The sequence below is a fragment of the Streptosporangium amethystogenes genome, from assembly GCF_000721075.1.
Classification (GTDB): domain Bacteria; phylum Actinomycetota; class Actinomycetes; order Streptosporangiales; family Streptosporangiaceae; genus Streptosporangium; species Streptosporangium amethystogenes.
In genome coordinates this window covers 37533-54545 of record NZ_JOEQ01000032.1, presented here as the reverse complement: position 1 = coordinate 54545, position 17013 = coordinate 37533, and the positions used below count along the sequence as shown (strand labels likewise).

Annotated in this window: 11 protein-coding genes; 1 reads left to right on the top strand and 10 read right to left on the bottom strand. The window is 69.8% G+C overall.

Annotation, left to right across the window (positions count from 1 at the left end):
* Window positions 1-33: 33 nt before the first annotated feature.
* The 6 genes from IG98_RS0134280 to IG98_RS0134255 all read right to left on the bottom strand — a co-directional run bounded on the left by IG98_RS0134280 (window position 34) and on the right by IG98_RS0134255 (window position 6647).
* Window positions 34-618, bottom strand: coding sequence for a response regulator transcription factor (locus tag IG98_RS0134280; protein ID WP_030921982.1), 585 nt, complete (start codon window positions 616-618; stop codon window positions 34-36).
* A gap of 162 nt (window positions 619-780) precedes the next feature.
* Window positions 781-2121, bottom strand: a complete 1341-nt coding sequence (locus IG98_RS0134275; protein WP_211264253.1) for an MFS transporter — start codon at window positions 2119-2121, stop codon at window positions 781-783.
* The gene (locus IG98_RS0134270) at window positions 2118-2897 is read right to left on the bottom strand and encodes a thioesterase II family protein (RefSeq protein WP_211264252.1); all 780 of its coding nucleotides are present in this window, start codon (window positions 2895-2897) and stop codon (window positions 2118-2120) included. The genes IG98_RS0134275 and IG98_RS0134270 overlap by 4 nt, the downstream gene beginning before the upstream one ends.
* Window positions 2870-3610, bottom strand: coding sequence for a thioesterase II family protein (locus IG98_RS0134265; RefSeq protein WP_037971980.1), 741 nt, complete (start codon window positions 3608-3610; stop codon window positions 2870-2872). Before IG98_RS0134265 ends, IG98_RS0134270 begins: the two co-directional genes overlap by 28 nt.
* Before the next feature lie 24 nt (window positions 3611-3634).
* Window positions 3635-4855 (bottom strand): cytochrome P450, encoded by a 1221-nt coding sequence (locus IG98_RS0134260; RefSeq protein ID WP_030921970.1) that lies wholly within the window; start codon window positions 4853-4855, stop codon window positions 3635-3637.
* Window positions 4839-6647 (bottom strand): non-ribosomal peptide synthetase, encoded by a 1809-nt coding sequence (locus IG98_RS0134255; RefSeq protein WP_211264251.1) that lies wholly within the window; start codon window positions 6645-6647, stop codon window positions 4839-4841. Before IG98_RS0134255 ends, IG98_RS0134260 begins: the two co-directional genes overlap by 17 nt.
* A 182-nt stretch (window positions 6648-6829) precedes the next feature.
* On the opposite strand from IG98_RS0134255, the gene IG98_RS0134250 reads away from it, so the two are divergent.
* Window positions 6830-11356 carry a non-ribosomal peptide synthetase gene (locus IG98_RS0134250; protein ID WP_030921964.1) on the top strand — a complete coding sequence of 1509 codons (4527 nt, stop codon included), beginning with the start codon at window positions 6830-6832 and terminating at the stop codon, window positions 11354-11356.
* Here the strand turns inward: IG98_RS0134250 and IG98_RS0134245 are convergent.
* The 4 genes from IG98_RS0134245 to IG98_RS0134230 are packed head-to-tail and all read right to left on the bottom strand — an operon-like array spanning window position 11331 to window position 17008.
* Entirely contained in the window at window positions 11331-12416 is a 1086-nt protein-coding gene (locus IG98_RS0134245) for a branched-chain amino acid aminotransferase (RefSeq protein ID WP_030921960.1), read from the bottom strand. The two genes, IG98_RS0134250 and IG98_RS0134245, sit on opposite strands and share 26 nt — an antisense overlap.
* Before the next feature lie 40 nt (window positions 12417-12456).
* Window positions 12457-13644 carry a cytochrome P450 gene (locus IG98_RS0134240; RefSeq protein WP_030921957.1) on the bottom strand — a complete coding sequence of 396 codons (1188 nt, stop codon included), beginning with the start codon at window positions 13642-13644 and terminating at the stop codon, window positions 12457-12459.
* Window positions 13641-14762: an aminotransferase class I/II-fold pyridoxal phosphate-dependent enzyme gene (locus IG98_RS0134235; protein WP_030921954.1), complete on the bottom strand. Its 1122-nt coding sequence runs from the start codon at window positions 14760-14762 to the stop codon at window positions 13641-13643. The genes IG98_RS0134240 and IG98_RS0134235 overlap by 4 nt, the downstream gene beginning before the upstream one ends.
* The gene (locus tag IG98_RS0134230; protein WP_063766338.1) at window positions 14759-17008 is read right to left on the bottom strand and encodes a non-ribosomal peptide synthetase; all 2250 of its coding nucleotides are present in this window, start codon (window positions 17006-17008) and stop codon (window positions 14759-14761) included. Before IG98_RS0134230 ends, IG98_RS0134235 begins: the two co-directional genes overlap by 4 nt.
* Window positions 17009-17013: the final 5 nt, after the last annotated feature.

Below are 17013 nucleotides of genomic sequence, written 5' to 3'. Positions count from 1 at the left end.
CTAATTTCATGATTTCATTCCTCGCTCGATACGCTAGCTGGCCCGCGCAGTGATGGCCGCCCGGGTGAGTTCGGCTTTGTTCCCCACTCCGAGCTTGGTCCTGATGCGCTTGACGTAGGTGTCGACGGTGTGCGGGCTGATGCCGAGCCTGGTGGCGATCTGCCCGTGGGTCAGACCACGGGAGATCTGGTAGAGCACCTGCTTCTCGCGTCCGGACAGCGGCACTCCGGCGGTTTTGGCGCGGGCCGGCTGAGAGCCCTTGGCCGCGGGAATATCGCGGTTTCCGGAGGCGACGGCCTGGATCGTGGAGATCGCGTTCCGGGCCGATTCCCGGATACTGATGGCGCCACAGGCCCCCGCGTAGAGGTAGGGGTCGAGATCCACGCGGTCCTCGTGGAGCATGAGGATTCCCGCGCGTCCGGAGAGCCTCCTGATGTAGGAGAGGCCATCGTCCGGGGTGAGTGAGTTGATGTCGAGCAGCGCCACGTCCACGTCCCAGGACAGCTGCTCCTCGTCGATCCTGAATCCGAAGGTCACGGTCATTCCGGCGGTCTTCAGCGTATGGACGAGACCGACCAAGTAAATCGGCGAATCCGCGATGGCGGCGACCCTGATCATCGGCATCTCCTGTGCTTGCTGGATCGTTCCCAGGCGAATCGTACGTGGCCCCACTCCACGGTGACTTCGTCAATCATCGCCAGAACCACTGACCAATGCAATAGAAATCACTATGAAGTAGAACTTCATGATTCTGAGTTAGTCTTGTGGTCAGGAGATATTTCAACTATTTCCGGAAAGGCCGCTCGCCGGAATTTGTTCGTCTGGAATTTGATCCGGGAGCTCGTCCTCCAGACGCCGCAGCCGCGGGTGGAGTGCGGCGATGGTCACGGAGAGTAAGATCAGACCTCCCATGACCATGATTAGCAAGGCGATGCCTCTCCCCGGTCCGTCGCCGATGAGCACGGCGAGGCTGGGAGAGGCGACCGCATCGCGGCCGACCAGCGGCTCGAAGACCCGCTCGGCCAGCAGGCCGGCCACGCAGTAGGCGATGAGCTGCGGAATCGAGATGACCATGTTTTGCAGCGCGCCGACCCGGCCCAGCATCCCCGGCTCCACCTTCGACTGCCAGACGGCCTGGTTGGTGGCCATGAAGGCGGCCAGGCCCCCCATGAAGAGGAAGGCCGCCACGGCGACCATCGCGACGTTCGGCCGCAACGAGCCGATGACCGTGGCCGCCGCGAGGAGCAGGCTCATCACGAACAGGCCGCGGACCCGGCGTTTCGGCCCACCCCAAATGCTCACCGCTCCACTGGCCACGAGCATGCCGAGACCGCCGATCGTCATGACCGTGCCCAGCGCGTCCGAGGAGGCGAAGGAGAGCACGAGCGGAGTGATCAGCAGGTCGATGAAGCCGGCGCTGAAGTTCACCGCGCCGAAGAAGATCATGAGAGCGAGCAGGCCCGTGCGGGCGGCCACGTAACGCCAGGCCTCCCTGAACTGCACGCGCGGCTCCTCCTCCGGCTCACCTTCGGTCTGCACCGCCTTGCGCGGCCTCGGGCTGGGCACCCGTACGGCCAGCAGCGTGATCAGAGCCAGGCCGAAGGAGAGGCCGTCGATGAGCACGATGCCCTCGATGCCGATGAGCAGCAGCAGGAAACCCGCCGAGATCGGAGCCAGCAGCTCGCTCACCGACAGCGCGAACATCCGCAGGCCGTTGGCGCGGCCCAGGTGTTCCTTAGGCACCAGCAACGGCACCAGCGAGCCGAAGGCCGGCCCTTCGAAGGCGGACAGCAACGAGAGTCCGGCCACGACGAGATAGACGTGCCAGATGGCGAAGGTGTCGGTGACGAGCAGCGCCGCCAGGGTCAAGGTGATCGCCATGGCGCCGATGTTGCTCAGCAGGAGCGCTCGTTTGGCTCCCCACCGGTCGACGAAGGTCCCCGCCAGCGGCGAGATCAGGATCGAGGGCAGCAAGGCGATGGCGAAGACGGTGCCGAGCTGGATGGCCGAGCCGGTCTGCTGGTAGACGTAGACCCCGAGGGCGAAGCCGCCGAGGTTGGTGCCGACCATCGAGGCGAACTGGCCGCTCCAGACCACTACGAAGGTTCGCATGCCGGTCATGGCTTCTCCCTGCCCAAGCCCAGGTCGGCCCCGATCGTCTCGATGACCAGGCTGTCGCCCTCCCGGTCGAAGAAGTGACCGCCGGGAACAGAGGTGAGATCGAACCCGGCGGTGGTCTCGGCCTTCCAGCCCATCATTCGCTCAGGCGGCGACTCCGGATCATCCGAGCCGGCGAACGCGTGGATCGGCAGGTCGAGCGGAGCCGCAGGCTGGAAGCCATGCGTGCTGAGCACGGTCAGGTCGGCGTCGAGCGTGGCCAGCAGGACGGCGAGCAGCTGGGGTTCGGCCAGCACCTCGGCCGGAGTGCCGCCCATCTCGCGGACGTAACCCTCCAGGCCGTCGTCCCGGCCCTCCCAGGTCCAGTTCCCGTCGTCCAGGCAAGGAGCGGCGCTGGCCGCCACATAGAGAGCACGCGGCTGCGGCAGAGCCCGCTCACGTAACTCGTGAGCGAAGGCCCACGCCACGCGGGCACCCATGCTCGTGCCGTACAGCGCGAACGGCTGGGCCAGCAGCGGCTCGACGGCGGTGATGAAGTCGTCGATCAGCGGGCCCATCCGGCGGTAGGGAGACTCGCCGAAGCGGTCGGCCCTGCCGGGTAACTGGACCGCGACCACGTCGATGCCCGGGGCCGCCAGCGTGGCCCAGTGGCGGAACATGCCCGCGCTGGCGCCGCCGCTGTGGAAGCAGAGAAGCTGGACGCCGCCCGGCGAGGGGCGGCTGAATCTTTTGAGCCAGCGGCGGTCACCCGTCAGCGCTTGGCTTTGAGACCCGTGCACAGCACCTCCAGCAGGTCGGCGGAGCCGTCAAGGAAGCGATGGTGCTTGCCCCTCAGGAGCACTGAGGTCGCCTCGCCGCACGCGTCCCAGCCGCCCATGGTCGAGTAGGGGATCTCGTCGTCCTCGGTCCAGCCGATCGCGGTGATCGGGCCGGGCAGCCGCAGTGGATCGGGCACCACGTAGCGCTTGTTGACCTCGACGTCGGAGCGGAGCACCTCGACGTAGAGCTCGATCAGCTCGGGCGAAGGCGTGCCGCCCAGCTCGCGGATCAGCTTCTCCAGCTCGGCGCCGAGCTCGACGTCGTTCATGGACAGGAAGCGGCCCGCCGGGCCGTCCTGCGGAGCGACCTCGGAGGAGACGTAGAGGTTGGCCGGCGCGGGCCTGCCGGTGCGCACCAGCTCGGCCGAGGTCTCGTAGGCGGCCAGGGCCGAGCCGCAGTGGCCGAAGAAGGCGAAGGGCACGTCGAGGTACGGCTCCAGCGCGTCCGCCATGCTCGCGGCCAGTTCCTGGTAGCTCTGGTAGGTGGGCTCAGCGAAGCGTGTCTCGTGTCCGGGCAGCTCGACCGGCAGGAATTCGACGCCGTCGTGTTGCCGCGGCCACCTGCGGTACATGCTGGCTCCGCAGCCCGAGTACGGGATCAGGAAGACCCGTCCAGTCGCCGAGGCCGAGGGCATGGCGGGCAGCCACTTGTCGCGCTGCCTCTGCTGGGACATGGGACGGGCCTCCTGGAGTTCGGGTCAGGCGATGACCTTCGCGGCGATGGGCAGGTGCTTGTAGCCGGAGATGAAGTTGGAGTGCATCCGGACCTGCTCACCGGCCGGCTCGAAGCCGGTGAAGCGGGTGAGCAGCTCGGTGAAGAGGATCCGCAGGGTGACCCGGGCCAGCGTGTGGCCGACGCAGTAGTGCGGGCCGATCCCGAAGGCCAGGTGCTTGTTGGGCCTGCGGCGCAGGTCGAAGCGCTGCGCGTCGGGGAAGACCTCCTCGTCGCGGTTGGCCGCGCCGAGCCAGGTGACCACCGCGTCCCCTGCCTTGATCTCCGTGCCGTGGACCTCGGTGTCCTTGACGGCGTAGCGCATGAAGTGGCTGACCGGCGAGGCCAGCCGCAGGGCCTCCTCCACCGCGGAGACGGTAACCGACTGGTCGGCGGCCCACTTCTCCAGCAACCCGTCGCCGATGTGCTCGGACATGACGTAGTTCGGCGAGTGTGGCGTGGTCACCACCGCGCCGAGCAGCACGCTGTAGCAGTTGGACATGACCTCGCCCGGCGTCATGGTCCGGCCGTCCACCTCGGTGGTGATCAGGACGCTGATCAGGTCGTCGCCGAGGTTGCGGTGGCGCTCGTGGTAGATGTCCTGGAAGTAGGCGAACAGCTCGCGGTGGGCTTGGTCGAGCGTGCTCCTGGGGCCGCCTGGCATCCGGTACTCGGGGTCGTCCGGCGCGATCGAGGCGTTGAGCAGCTTCTCCAGCCGGGGCCAGTCCGAGCGGGGCAGCCGCATCATCTCGCCGCCGACCGCGACCGGCAACATCAGCATGGCCTGGGCGAAGTCGAACGATCCGTCGTCGGCCAGCGGCTGGATGATCTCCAGGATCAGGTCGCGGATGAGCTCGTGCTGGCGTTCGGCGGCCTTGATGGACAGGGCCTTCTGCAGCCGGGCCCGCATGATCGTGTGGCGCGGCGGGTCGGTGGCGGCGATCTGCCTGCCGCCGGCCGGGTCCTCCACTCCGATGATGTTGAGCAAGGTCCCGCGTTCGGAGGTGAAGGTGGCCGCGTCGCGGAGCACTCGGTCGGCGTCGTGGTACTTCAGCACCGACCAGAAGCCGTTGCGCTCGTCGGCCTGCTGCCATTCGAGGTGGTCCAGGTCGCGCAGGTCGTCCCAGCGCTCGCGGAAGTCGAGGCTCGTGTAGAGCATCGGGTCCGCCAGCCCGCCGACCGGACAGCCGCTATCGGGTTCCCGCATTGGTGGCCTCCTTGTCGACGCCCTGGCGACGCAGCTCCTCCGCGAGATCCGCGATGGTTGGCCGCAGGAACAACGTGCGGGCCGGCAGCTTGACGTCGAAGGTGTGGTGCAGAACAGCCAGCAGCTCGGCGGCGAGCAGAGAGTGGCCGCCGAGCTCGAAGAAGTTGTCCTCGACCCCGATCGGCTCGACGTCCAGCGCGTCGCTCCAGATCTCGGCCAGGAGCTGTTCGGTCGGGTCGCGCGGCTCGACGTAGTCGTTCCACACGTTGCGAGGGATCTTGGTGGGCAGGGCGGAACGATCCACCTTGCCGTTCGGGTTGAGCGGGATGTCCTGCAGCACGATGACCGCCCACGGCACCAGATGCGCCGGGAAGACCGCCTGCAGCCGCTCACGCAGCGTCACGCCGAACGCGCCGTGCTCCTCGGGGTCCACCTGCTGGCCGACCGCGACGTAGGCGAGCAGCTTGGTGTCGCCGGCACCGTCGGTGTAGGTCAGGGCCGCGGCCTGCTCCACCTCCTCGTAGGAGGAGAGCTCCACCTCGACGGTGCTCAGCTCGACCCGATACCCGCGGATCTTGACTTGGCGGTCGGCCCGGCCGAGGAAGTCCAGCGTGCCGTCCTCCTCCCAGCGCGCCAGGTCGCCGGTGCGATACATCCGGCTGCCTGGTGGTGCGGAGGGGTCGCAGTCGGCCACGAACTTCTCGGCGGTCGCGCCGGGCCGGTTGAGATAGCCGATGGCCACGCCGTGGCCACCGACCCACAGCTCGCCGATCTCGCCCGGCGCCACCGGCCGGAGCCGGTCGTCGAGCACGGCGGCGGTGCTGCCGTCGATAGGGATGCCGATCGGCACCCGCGAGGCGGAGCTGATCTGGCTCGTCGTCCAGCAGGTGCTGAAGGTGGTGTTCTCCGTCGGGCCGTAGCCGTTGGTGAAGATCAGGCCGGGATAGTGGGACATCACCCGCTGCACGTGCGTCGGCGAGAGGACGTCGCCGCCGGCCAGCAGGTGCCGGACGCCGGCCAGGCCGTCGAGGTGATGGGTGACGATCTTGTGGAAGAGGCCGGTGGTCAGCCAGAGGACGGTGACTTCCTCCGCCTTGACCACCGCCACGATCTCTTCCAGGTCGGCGTGCCCGGTCGGCGCGAGCGCTAGCCGGCAGCCGCGCACCAGCGGCATCCAGATCTCGAAAGTGGAGACGTCGAACCCGACCCGGGTCAGTTGCAGGAAGACGTCGTCGTCGCGGACGTCGATCCAGGTGGGCTGGTCGATCAGCCGCCAGATGGCGGTGTGAGAGACCACCACTCCCTTGGGCTCGCCGGTCGAGCCGGAGGTGTAGCAGACGTAGGCCGGGGTGTCCGGATGCGTGAGCCCGCCGAGGGGATCGGTCGCGGAGCCAGCCAAAGCGATCATGTCACGCTCCAGCGGCAGCACCTGGGCCACCTCCGGCGCGTGATCAAGGAAATCCACACCCACGACGGCGAACCTGGCCTGAGCGTCCCGCACGATCCGGGCACGCTGGGCCTGCGGTTCGGCGGGGTCGAGATAGAGATAGGCGCCGCCGGACTTGAGGATCGCCGTCAAAGTGACGATGAGCTCAGGCGTGCGGCCCATGACGACGGCGACCACCGCCCCTCCGCCGACCCCGACCTCGCGCAGCCGTACCGACAGAGCATCGGCGGCGCGGTCGAGCTGGCGGTAGGTGAGGGTGGCCCCCACGTAACTGATCGCGATCCGATCCGGCGTGCGGGCGGCCTGCTCGGCCACCATCTCGTGCACGCACCGCGGCATGGCCATCGTCGCCATCATCGCTGGCCGAGAACAGTACGGCTGGCGCTGCGCGGGTTGTCATCGAACGGCTTCATAACACTCCTTCGCGACACGCGGACCCGCCACAAAGCTATAGATTTCCCTCTCTTCATTACCGTCCCGACTTCACGGGACATTTCGGTTATCGCCGGGCAGCCTACGGTTGCCGAGTGACTGATGAGCTGAGTCGGATCGCCGCCCTGCCCCCCGAGAAGCGGGAGCTTCTCGAGCGGAGGCTCGCCGAGTTGATGTCAGCACGGGTGTCCCCGCCGGACGATAGGATCAGGCCGCGAGACCGTTCCGGCCCGACCCCGCTGGGCATCGCGCAGCAGCGGGAATGGGCCGTGGAGCGCTTCCGCGGCGCCAACAACATCACCGGTGCTTTCCGCATCGAAGGCGAGCTGGACCTGGATCTGCTCAGCGCGGTGCTCACCCAGGTGGTCGAGCGGCACGAGGTGCTCAGATCCACCTTCGGCCTCGACGCGAGCGGCACGCCGATCCAGACGGTGCACGAGGTGAGCCGCGTACCGATCCCGGTCGTCGACCTGTCCGACCTCGCACCGGACGAACAGCGGGACGAATTACGGCGGCGCTGCCTGGCGGAGGTCTCGCGCCGGTTCGATCCGAAGGACCCGCAGCGGCTCCGGATCACCATGTTCCACCTGGCCGAGGAGACCGAGGTCGCGCTGTTCGCCACCGACCACGCCGCCTCGGACGCCTGGTCGCTGTCGATCATCGTGCAGGAGGTCGCGCAGCTCTATCTCGCGCAGAGCGGCCAGGGAGTGCCCCCGCCGCCGCCGATGATCCAGTTCGGCGACTACGCCGCCTGGCAGCGCGACCTCTTCGACGAGCAGCGCATCTCCGAGGAGGTGAAGTACTGGCGGGAGGTGATGGAGGGCATCCCGACCGGCTCGGCGTTGCGGACCGACCGGCCGTATCCGGCCCGGCCGGCCTTCACCGGCGACGTGGTCTCGGTCCACCTCTCTGTCGAGCTCAGCGCCGAGCTGCGCCGCTTCCTGGAGCAGGAAGGCGCCTCGCTCGGCACGGTCATGCTCGCCGCCTGCTCGGTGCTCATGCACCGGCACCTGGAGCAGGACGACCTCGTCGTGGGTTCCCTGGTCTCCGGCCGCACGCGGGTCGAGACCGAGCGGCTCATCGGCTGCTTCGCCAACCCGCTTCCGCTGCGCATGCGGCTCGATTCCGGCCACACACTGCGCGAGGTCGTACGCCAGGCCCGTGACACCGTCTCCGACGCTCTCAACCACCAGGACGTGCCGTTCGACCGGCTGATCGAGGCCCTGGGCCTGGGCCGCGAAGCCTCGCAGACCTCGCTGAGCGGCATGTGGCTCAACGTGCTCACCGTCCCCGACACCGCGCTGGAGCTGCCCGGACTGCGGCTGACGCCGGAGCCGATGGATCTCGGCCTGGCCTCGGTGGACCTGACCGTCGCGGTCATCCCGAAGGACGACCGGCTGGAGCTCCAGTGGCAGTACATGACCGAGCTCTTCGACGCGGAGACCGTGCGGCTCCTGGCCGACCAGCTCCATGAGATCGTGCGCCAGATCGTCGCCACGCCGGACCAGCCGGTGGAGAGTGTGGTGCTCGGCGGCCCCGAACCCGTCGTGGAAGCGGAGAGGGAGAGCGCCGAAGGGCCGACCTTCATCGAGCTCTTCCGCCGGCGGGTCGCGCTGGCCCCCTACTCTCCGGCGGTCGTCTGCGACGGCGTCCCGACCCGCTTCGGCGAGCTCAACCGGGAGGCCGAGCGGCTGGCCCGGCACCTGCGCGCACGAGGAGTCGGCGAGGGCACCAAGGTCGGCATCCTGGTGGAGCGTTCCCCACGGCTGCCCGTCGCCATCCTCGGCGTCCTGATGGCCGGAGCCGCCTACGTCCCCGTGGACCCCACCTATCCGCCGGAGCGCATCACCTTCATGCTGGCCGACGCGGAGGTCGGAGCTCTGGTCACCCAGCGGGACATGGTTCCCGGTGACGGCCTGCCGGAGCAGGTGGTCTATCTCGACGACCCGCTCGACGAGCTCGACGGCGAGCTGCCCGCGCCGAGCCCGGACGCGCTGGCCTACGTGATCTACACCTCCGGCTCGACCGGCCGGCCCAAGGGCACCATGATCGAGCACCGGTCCCTGGCGGTCTTCGCCCGTGACATCGTCGACCGGCTCGGGCTCGGCTCCGGCGACCGGTTCCTGCAGTTCGCCTCGGCCGGCTTCGACGTGCACGTCGAGGAGCTCTTCCCGACCTGGCTGGCAGGCGGCGCGGTGGTCATCCCCACCCAGCACTTCATCAGCGGCCAGGCCGATCTCACCGACCTGATCGAACGCGAGCGGATGACCGTCATCGAGCTGCCCACCGCCTACTGGCACGAGTGGGTCCGCGAGCTCGACCGGCAGGGCCGGGAACTGCCGCCGAGCCTGCGACTGGTGATCATCGGCGGCGAGCGGATTCTGCCCGAGCGGCTGGCCCTGTGGCGGCGGCTCGGCGTGCCGCTGATGCACGTCTACGGCCTGACCGAGACCACGGTCAGCTCCACCTTCTACCGCCTGGACCCGGCCGACCCGGACTACGACTGGCCCAACCTGCCGATCGGCACGCCGATCCCCTCGGCCGAGCTCCACCTGCTGGACAGCCGGCTGCGGCCGGTCCCGCCTGGCGGCGTCGGCGAGCTGTACATCGGCGGGGCCAGCGTGGCCCGCGGCTACCTCGGCCGGCCCGGTCTGACCGCCATGCGTTTCGTCGCCGACCCCGCGCGTCCCGGACGGCGTCTCTACCGCACCGGCGACCTGATCCGGCAGCGCGCCGACGGCAGCCTCGAATTCATCTCCCGCGTCGACACCCAGATCAAGATCCGCGGCTTCCGGGTGGAGCCGCTGGAGATCGAGTCGATGCTGAGCGAGCATCCCGGACTCGCCGCGGCGGTGGTGACGGTCCACGAGCCCACGCCCGGTGACCGGCGGCTGGTGGCCTACATCGTGCGGCGTCCCGAGCCGGCGGTCAGCCACGCGGAGCTGCGCCGCTTCCTGGAGCAGACGCTGCCGCCGTACATGGTGCCCTCGGTCTTCATCGACATCGACGAGCTGCCGCTCAACCACAACGGCAAGGTCGACCGGGCCAAGCTGCCCGCGCCGGACGGCGGGCGGCCAGAGCTGTCCGAGGAGTTCGTGGCTCCCCGGACGCCGCTGGAGCAGCGGCTGGCCGCCATCGTGGCGGGAGTCGTCGGCGTCGACGAGATCGGCGTCAACGACAACTTCTTCGAGATCGGCGGTGACTCCATCCTGGCCATCCAGGTGGTGGCCAGGTCTCAGGAGGCCGGGATCCGGCTGGAGCCGTACGACCTGTTCGCCAATCCGACTGTCGGCCTGCTGGCCGGCGTGGCGGTGGCGGGAGCCGTGGTCGACGCCGAGCAGGGCGAGGTGACCGGACCGGTGCACCTGGTGGCGGAGCAGCAGCGGTTCGCGCTGGCCGGACACGACGAGCCGCGCCGCTGGACCGTCTCGGCGACGCTGGAGCTGTCCGGCACGGCAGATCCCGATCAGGTACGGCAGGCCGCCGAGCGGCTGGTCGCCCACCACGACGGGCTGCGGCAGCGCTTCCTGATGGCCGGCGAGCGGACCAGGCTGCGGATCGCGCCGTGCGGCGACGCGATCCCGGTGGACGTCCACGACCTGTCCGGCCTCGGCGAGGAGGAGCGGGCCGGCCGGATCCGGCAGCTAGCCGAGAGCCCGGAGGCCGAGCTCGACCTGGCGGTCGGCCCGCTGCTGCGGCTGGCGCTGGTGCACTCCGGCGCCGGACGGCCGGACCGGATCGTCCTGACCGTCCACCGCCTGGCCGCCGACGCCACCTCCATGCGGATCCTCCTGGAGGACTTGGAGGCCCTGCTGGCCGGCCGGGAGCTCGCGGACAAGACCACCTCCTGGCAGTCCTGGGCCCGGCGGCTCAGCCGGCACGCCGGCACGCCTGCCGTGCAGTCGCAGCGCGAGCACTGGTCGGCGCTGCTGTCCGAGCACGTCGGACGGCTCCCCTACGACGGCTCGGCCGAGCACGCCGGACTCATCTCTTCGGAGCGGAGCGTGGTCGCCACGCTCGACGCCGAGGCCACCGCCGCCCTGTCGCGGGGTCCGCAGGGGATCGAGACGATCCTGCTGACGGCCCTCGGCCGGACTCTCAGCGGATGGACCGGGGCCGAGCGTCACGTGGTGGACCTCGAACGGCACGACCGCGAGCCGATCTTCGACGACGTCGACCTGACCAGGACCGTGGGCTGGTTCAGCCGCTCCTACCCGGTGCTGCTCGACGGCGTCACGGCGACCAAGGCCGCGCCGCTGGGCGGCATCGGCTGGCGGCTCCTGCATCACGGCTCCGACCCGCTGCCGGACTCCCCCGCCGAGCTCCGCTTCTCCTACCTGGGCCCGCTGGACCGGCTGCTGAGCCACGCGGCGAGCCCGCACGGGCGGCGGCCGTATCCGGTGGAGGTGGAGGCCTCGATCGTGGCCGGCAGCCTGGTGGTCCGCTGGAGCTACAGCGAGGACCTGCACGCCTGCCAGAGCATCCAGGCTCTGGCCGACGGCTACCTCGAGAAGCTGCGAGAGCTGATCGGCGCGGGACCGGCGCCGGCGGACTTCCCGCTGGCGCGAGTGTCGGCCGATCAGCTGGAGCAGTTGCTCAGCAAACTCGGTGCACCCAGCTGAGCGGATCGGGACGGCGGCCGTACTGGATGCCCAGGAGCTCTTCGCGCAGGCGGAGGGTGACCGGGCCCGGGCGGCCGTCGCCGATCAGCCACTCCTTGCCGACGCCGCGGACCGTGCCGACCGGCGCCATCACGGCGGCCGTGCCGCAGGCGAAGGCCTCGGTCATGACGCCGCTCTCGCACTCCTTGCGCCACTGGGAGATGGAGATCCGGCCTTCCTCGGCCTCGATGCCGAGGCGAGGCGCCAGCGTCAGCAGCGAGTCACGGGTGACGCCGGGCAGCAGCGTGCCGGTGAGCGACGGAGTCATGATCCGCTCGCCGTACCCGAAGAAGAGGTTCATGCCGCCCATCTCCTCCACCCACTGGTGCTCGCCGGAGTCGAGCCAGACCACCTGGTCGCAGCCCTGCTCGACGGCCTGGCGGGAGGCGGCGTAGGCACCGGCGTAGTTGCCGCCGGCCTTGGCGAAGCCGGTGCCGCCGGGGGCCGCGCGCGAGTAGTCCTCCGACAACCAGACGGTCAGCGCACGCGGAGTCCCGCCACCGAAGTAGGCGGTGGCGGGAGAGGCGATGACGCAGAACAGGTAGCTGGAGGAGGGCTGTGTGAAGGCCAGGCCGCGCTGGGTGGCGATCATGAAGGGCCGCAGGTAGAGGCTCTCGCCGAAGGTGTGCGGGACCCACGCTTGGTCCTGGGAGACGAGGAGCTCCAGAGCCCGGACGAAGATCTCGACCGGCATCTCGGGCATCTCCATGCGCCGCGCCGACCGGTTGAACCGCGCGGCGTTGGCCTCGGGCCGGAACAGGGCGACCGAGCCGTCGTCCCGGCGGTAGGCCTTCATGCCCTCGAAGAACTCCTGGCCGTAGTGGAAGACCAGGCTGGCCGGGTCGAGGGTGAACGAACCGTAGGGCTCCAGCCGGCCGTCATGCCAGCCGCTGCCCGCCGACCAGCGCATGGTGATCATGTGGTCGGTGAAGTGCTGCCCGAATCCCGGCGCGGCGAGGATCTCCGCGCGTTCAGCGTCCGGCAGGCGGCGGTCGTTCGCGCGGATCTCGAAGTCGGTCACGGGGAAACCGTCCTTGTCGTGAGATGGAGATGGACAAGGTTCACCCCCGTGGCCGGGAACGGCGCTGGACCGTGGTGGGCAGGGAGGCGAACCCACGCTGGTGGGGAGAGTGCACCCGGCGGGCACCGGCCAGATCGAGCTCGTAGTCCTCGATCAGGACGCCGATCTCGTCTAGCGCGACCTCCATCTCAAGATTGGCCAGCGCCGAACCGAGGCAGTGGTGCGGGCCGAGGCCGTAGCTGATCATCTTCCGGGTGTCGCGATCGAGGTCGTAGCGGTCCGGGTCGGGAAAGGCCCGCTCGTCGCGGTTGGCCGAGGCCGGAAGGAGCGCCACGCGGGCTCCCACGGGCAGCTTGGTGCCGTGGACGACCGTCTCGGCGGTGACGAGCCGCGCGGTCATCTGGCTCGCCGAGTCGTAGCGCAGGGTCTCGCTGTACCAGTCGGCGGCCCGGCCGGCCAGGCCCTTCCGCCTGGCCTCGGGGTGGAGCCAGCCCTGGTACCAGGCGTTGCCGATGGTCTTGCCGGTGGACTCGTTGCCGGCGCCGATCATGACGAACAGGAAGCCGACGATCTGCGAGTCGGTGAGCTTCTCTCCGTCCACCTCCGCCTTGATCATGGTGGAGGTGAGGTCGTCCCCAGAGTCACGGCGCAGATCGACGACGAAGGCTCCCAGGTAGGCGGCCAGCCGCAGCGCAGCGGCCACCGAGTTGGGGCCGCGCTCGTCCACTCCGTCCTCGCGCTGGTTCATCTGGTCGGCGTCGGCCCGGATCTGGTCCCAGTCCGCCGCCGGGATGCCGAGCATCTCGCACAGCACGTCGTTGGGCAGGGCCGCGGCGTAGTCGGCGGCGAAGTCGAAGCGGCTCAGGTCCCGCAGGGGCTCCAGCCGCTCGCGGGCCAGTTCCCGGACCCGGGGCTCCAGGGCGGCGATCCGCCGCGGCGTGAACACGCTGGACACCAGTCCGCGGTGCACGCCGTGCGACGGCGGATCCATGGCCAGGAAGAAGCTGGTCTTCTGCGCGTGGGCTCCCCAGAGCTCCGGCTCCAGCGAGATGCCGTAGGTGTTGGAGAACAGCGCCGGATTGCGCAGCGCCGCTCCTACGTCCGCGTGCCGCGACAACGCCCAGAAGTCACGCTCGTCGTTCCGGTACAGCGGCGCGTTGTCCCGCATCCACGCGTAGACGGGATAGGGGTCCTCGTGCACGCGGTAGTCGAACGGGTCATATTTCACCGCAACTCCCGATACGCGGCGGCCAGCAGCCGGGCTCCGGTCTCGACGGTCTGGTACGGCCGGGCCAGCGACAGGCGGATGTAGCGCAATCCCTCCTCGGGATCCGCCCAGTGGAAGGGGGCACAGGGCAGCACGTGGACGCCCTTGGTCAGCATGGCCTTGTGCAGCAGCGAGGAGTCGAGCCCCTCGGCGGGCAGCTCCACCCGCGCGACGCTGATCTGCGAGGTGGGATCGGCCAGCCGCAGCCCCACCGGCTCGATCGCCTTGGCCAGCGTGGCCCGGTTGGTGTCCACCAGTTCCCTGGCCCGCTCGTAGCCGCCGTTGACCCAGTCGGCCGACAGCTCCTTGATGAGCTGGAGCACCACCGGCGAGGCGGCCAGCAGCGACTCGGAGAAGGCCCGCATGATGGGCAGGGTCGTCCGCTCGCTGTAGGCGAGTAGGCCGATCTTGAGCTCGTGGGTGGGCCAGAGCTTGCCGGTGTCCTCGATGACGATCCAGTCAGCGCCGGCCTCGTCGAGCACCGCGTAGGTGTCGTACTGGGCCTCACGGACCTGCCCGCGGAAGCTGGCGTCGATGATGACCGTCTGGCCGTGCCGTACGGCGTGCTCGGCCAGGGACCGCAGGTGGCCTTCCGGCGTGATCAGGCCGGTCGGGTTGTTCGGGTGGGTCACCGCGATGGCGCTGACCGGCGAGCCCGGCCACTCCTGGTTCAGCAGCTGGGCCTCCGACAGCGGCACCAGCGTCAGGCCGCGGGTGACCATGAGATCGGCGATGTTGTCGAAGGTCGGGTGGAGGACGGCAACCGTGGCGCCGCTGGGCAGGGCCCGGGCCACGATGTCGGTGGCCAGGGTCGAGGAGTAGCAGCTGAGGATCCGGCCGGTGCCGACCGGAGCGCTGTGCTGGCCGATCGCGGCCAGGAAGGCCTGGTGGGCCTCCCGTTCTACGTCGGGAAAGGGCCGGCGGCAGGCCTCGGTGAACATCTCGGGGATTCGGGCGACGATGGCGGCCTGCTCCTCCGTTAGAACCAGCCGCGCATGGCCGTCAGTCAGGTTGAGGCCGCCGTCGAGGTCGGTCAGCGCATCGACTTCAAGGATGGTCAGGTTCGCGAGCTGGCTCATGGGGAAACCGTAGGCTCGGGTGCCGATCCGTTACCTGTCCCATCTACTGGGGACCGTCCGGCGGCCTTGATCGCCGCGGCCACCTCGCGTAGGGGACTTGTCAGCAGCTCGGCGACGGCGGGCCGGGCCTCGAAGCGCTCCTCGCAGGCCGCCAGGAGCCGGAAGGCACGCACGGAGTCGCCGCCGAGATGGGTGAAGGTGTCGAGCACGCTGACCCGTCCGACGTCCAGGACGCGGCTGTAGATCTCGGCCAGGGCTGCCTCGATCTCGTCGGAGGGCGGCACGATCTCGCGGGGTGGCTGAGGTGCGGGGAGGTTCAGCAGGGCCTCACGGTCGATCTTGCCGTTGACCGTAGCGGGGATGCGCGGGACCGCCACGGCACGGGCGGGCACCATGTGGCCGGGCAGCCTCTCCGCCGCGTGAGCGAGGATCTCCTCGCTGTCGAATCCGTCGCCTTGAGGTACGACGAAGGCCAGCAGCCGCAGCGGCTCGCCGTGCGCGATGACCGCGCAGTCGGCGACCGCCCGATGCGCGCCGAGCACCGCCTCGACCTCGCCGGGCTCCACCCTCAGCCCTCGGATCTTGATCTGCCGGTCGATCCGGCCCAGGTGCTCCAGGAGGCCGTCGTCCCGTTGCCGGCAGAGATCGCCGGTGCGGTAGAGCCGCGAGCCCGGTGGCCCGTAGGGATCGGCGACGAAGCGCTCCGCGGTGCGTCCCGGAGCCTGCCAGTAGGCCAGGGCCAGGCCGGGATCGCCGCCGATGTAGGCCTCGCCAGGCGTTCCGGCCGGCACCGGCTGGAGGTTCTCGTCCAGGACGAGCAGCCGGAAGTTGGCCGACGGCTGGCCCAGCGGGACGGGCTTGCCCGGGGTCTGCGGCAGGACCAGGTCGGTGACGTTGCCCGCCTCCGTGGGCCCGTAGCAGTTGACGAGGGTCGCCGCCGGCAGCGTGGTGTGGAAGGTGTCGCGGATCCGCGGCGTGACCGGCTCGCCGCCGCAGAAGGCCCGGCGCAGGGCGGCGGCGCCGGCCGGCTGCACCTCCTCCAGGAAGGGGGCCATCATGGTCGGCGGCAGGAAGAAGGCCGAGACCGAGTACTCCTCGACCAGCCTGGCCAGATGGCCTGGGTCGCGGTGGCCGCCGGGACGGCAGACCAGCAGCCGAGCGCCGTGGTAGAGCGGCCAGAAGATCTCCCAGATGGAGACGTCGAAGCCGGGAGAGGTCTTGAAGACGGCGGTGTCGCCGGGTCGGAAGGGATAGCGGGACTGCATCCACTCCAGGTGCGTGAGTGCGCCGTCCGCCGGATAGGCCACACCCTTGGGCGGGCCGGTAGTGCCCGAGGTGTAGAGGATGTGCAGCAGGTCGGCGGCGGCTCCTTCGATCATCGGGTTGGCGGTGCTCCGCGTGGCCCAGCGCTCGCGGTCGGCTCCGAGGTCGTGGACGCTCCAGGAGCCCTCCGGAACGCGATCACGGCAGGCCGGGTCGGTCAGGACGTGCAGCGGCGCGGCGTCCTCCAGCATGTAGGCCAGCCGCAGGTCCGGCAGGTCGGAGTCGAGCGGAACGTAGGCGGCGCCGGTCTTGACCACGGCGTGGATCGCGACGATCTGGTCGACGCTCCGCTCCATGCAGATGCCGATCCGCGTGCCACGGGCGGCGCCGTGTTCGATCAGGAAGTGCGCCAGCCGGTTGGCCTGCTCGTTCAGCTCGCGGTAGGTGAGCGTGAGGCCGTCCTCGTCCAGCAGGGCGACGGCGTCCGGAGTGCGTTCGGCCTGCTCCTCCACGGGCCGGGTGAGCGGCCGGTGGAGCAGCGAGGGAAGGCTGAGCGGCGCGTCGGGACGGCGGGCCGCGCCGGCCAGCAGGCGGGTGAAGGTCTGGGCCCAGCTCTCGGCACCGGTCTCGGTCTCGACGTAGAGCTGCATGCCGTCCTTGGACAGCAGCACGGTGACGTCCGCAGGTTCGGCCGAGCGGGTGGTGTCGCGGCCGTGGTTCATCCGGGCCACGGCGTCCCCGAGGCTAAGGTCGGGATCCACCGGCCCGGTCGCCAGCGGCACGACCTCCTCCAGGTCGCCGCGGATCACCCGGACCCGGCGGGGGGCCACGATCCGGTCGGCCACTACCGCCGCGCAGACGGTGAACGGGGCGAGATCGTCCGTCCCGGCGCTCCTGGCCAGGCCGTCGAGCGCGTTGACGGTGCCGGGAGAGATGGCGATGGGCCCGACACACTCTTGCGTGGAATTCTGGCTGTTGATCAAGATCG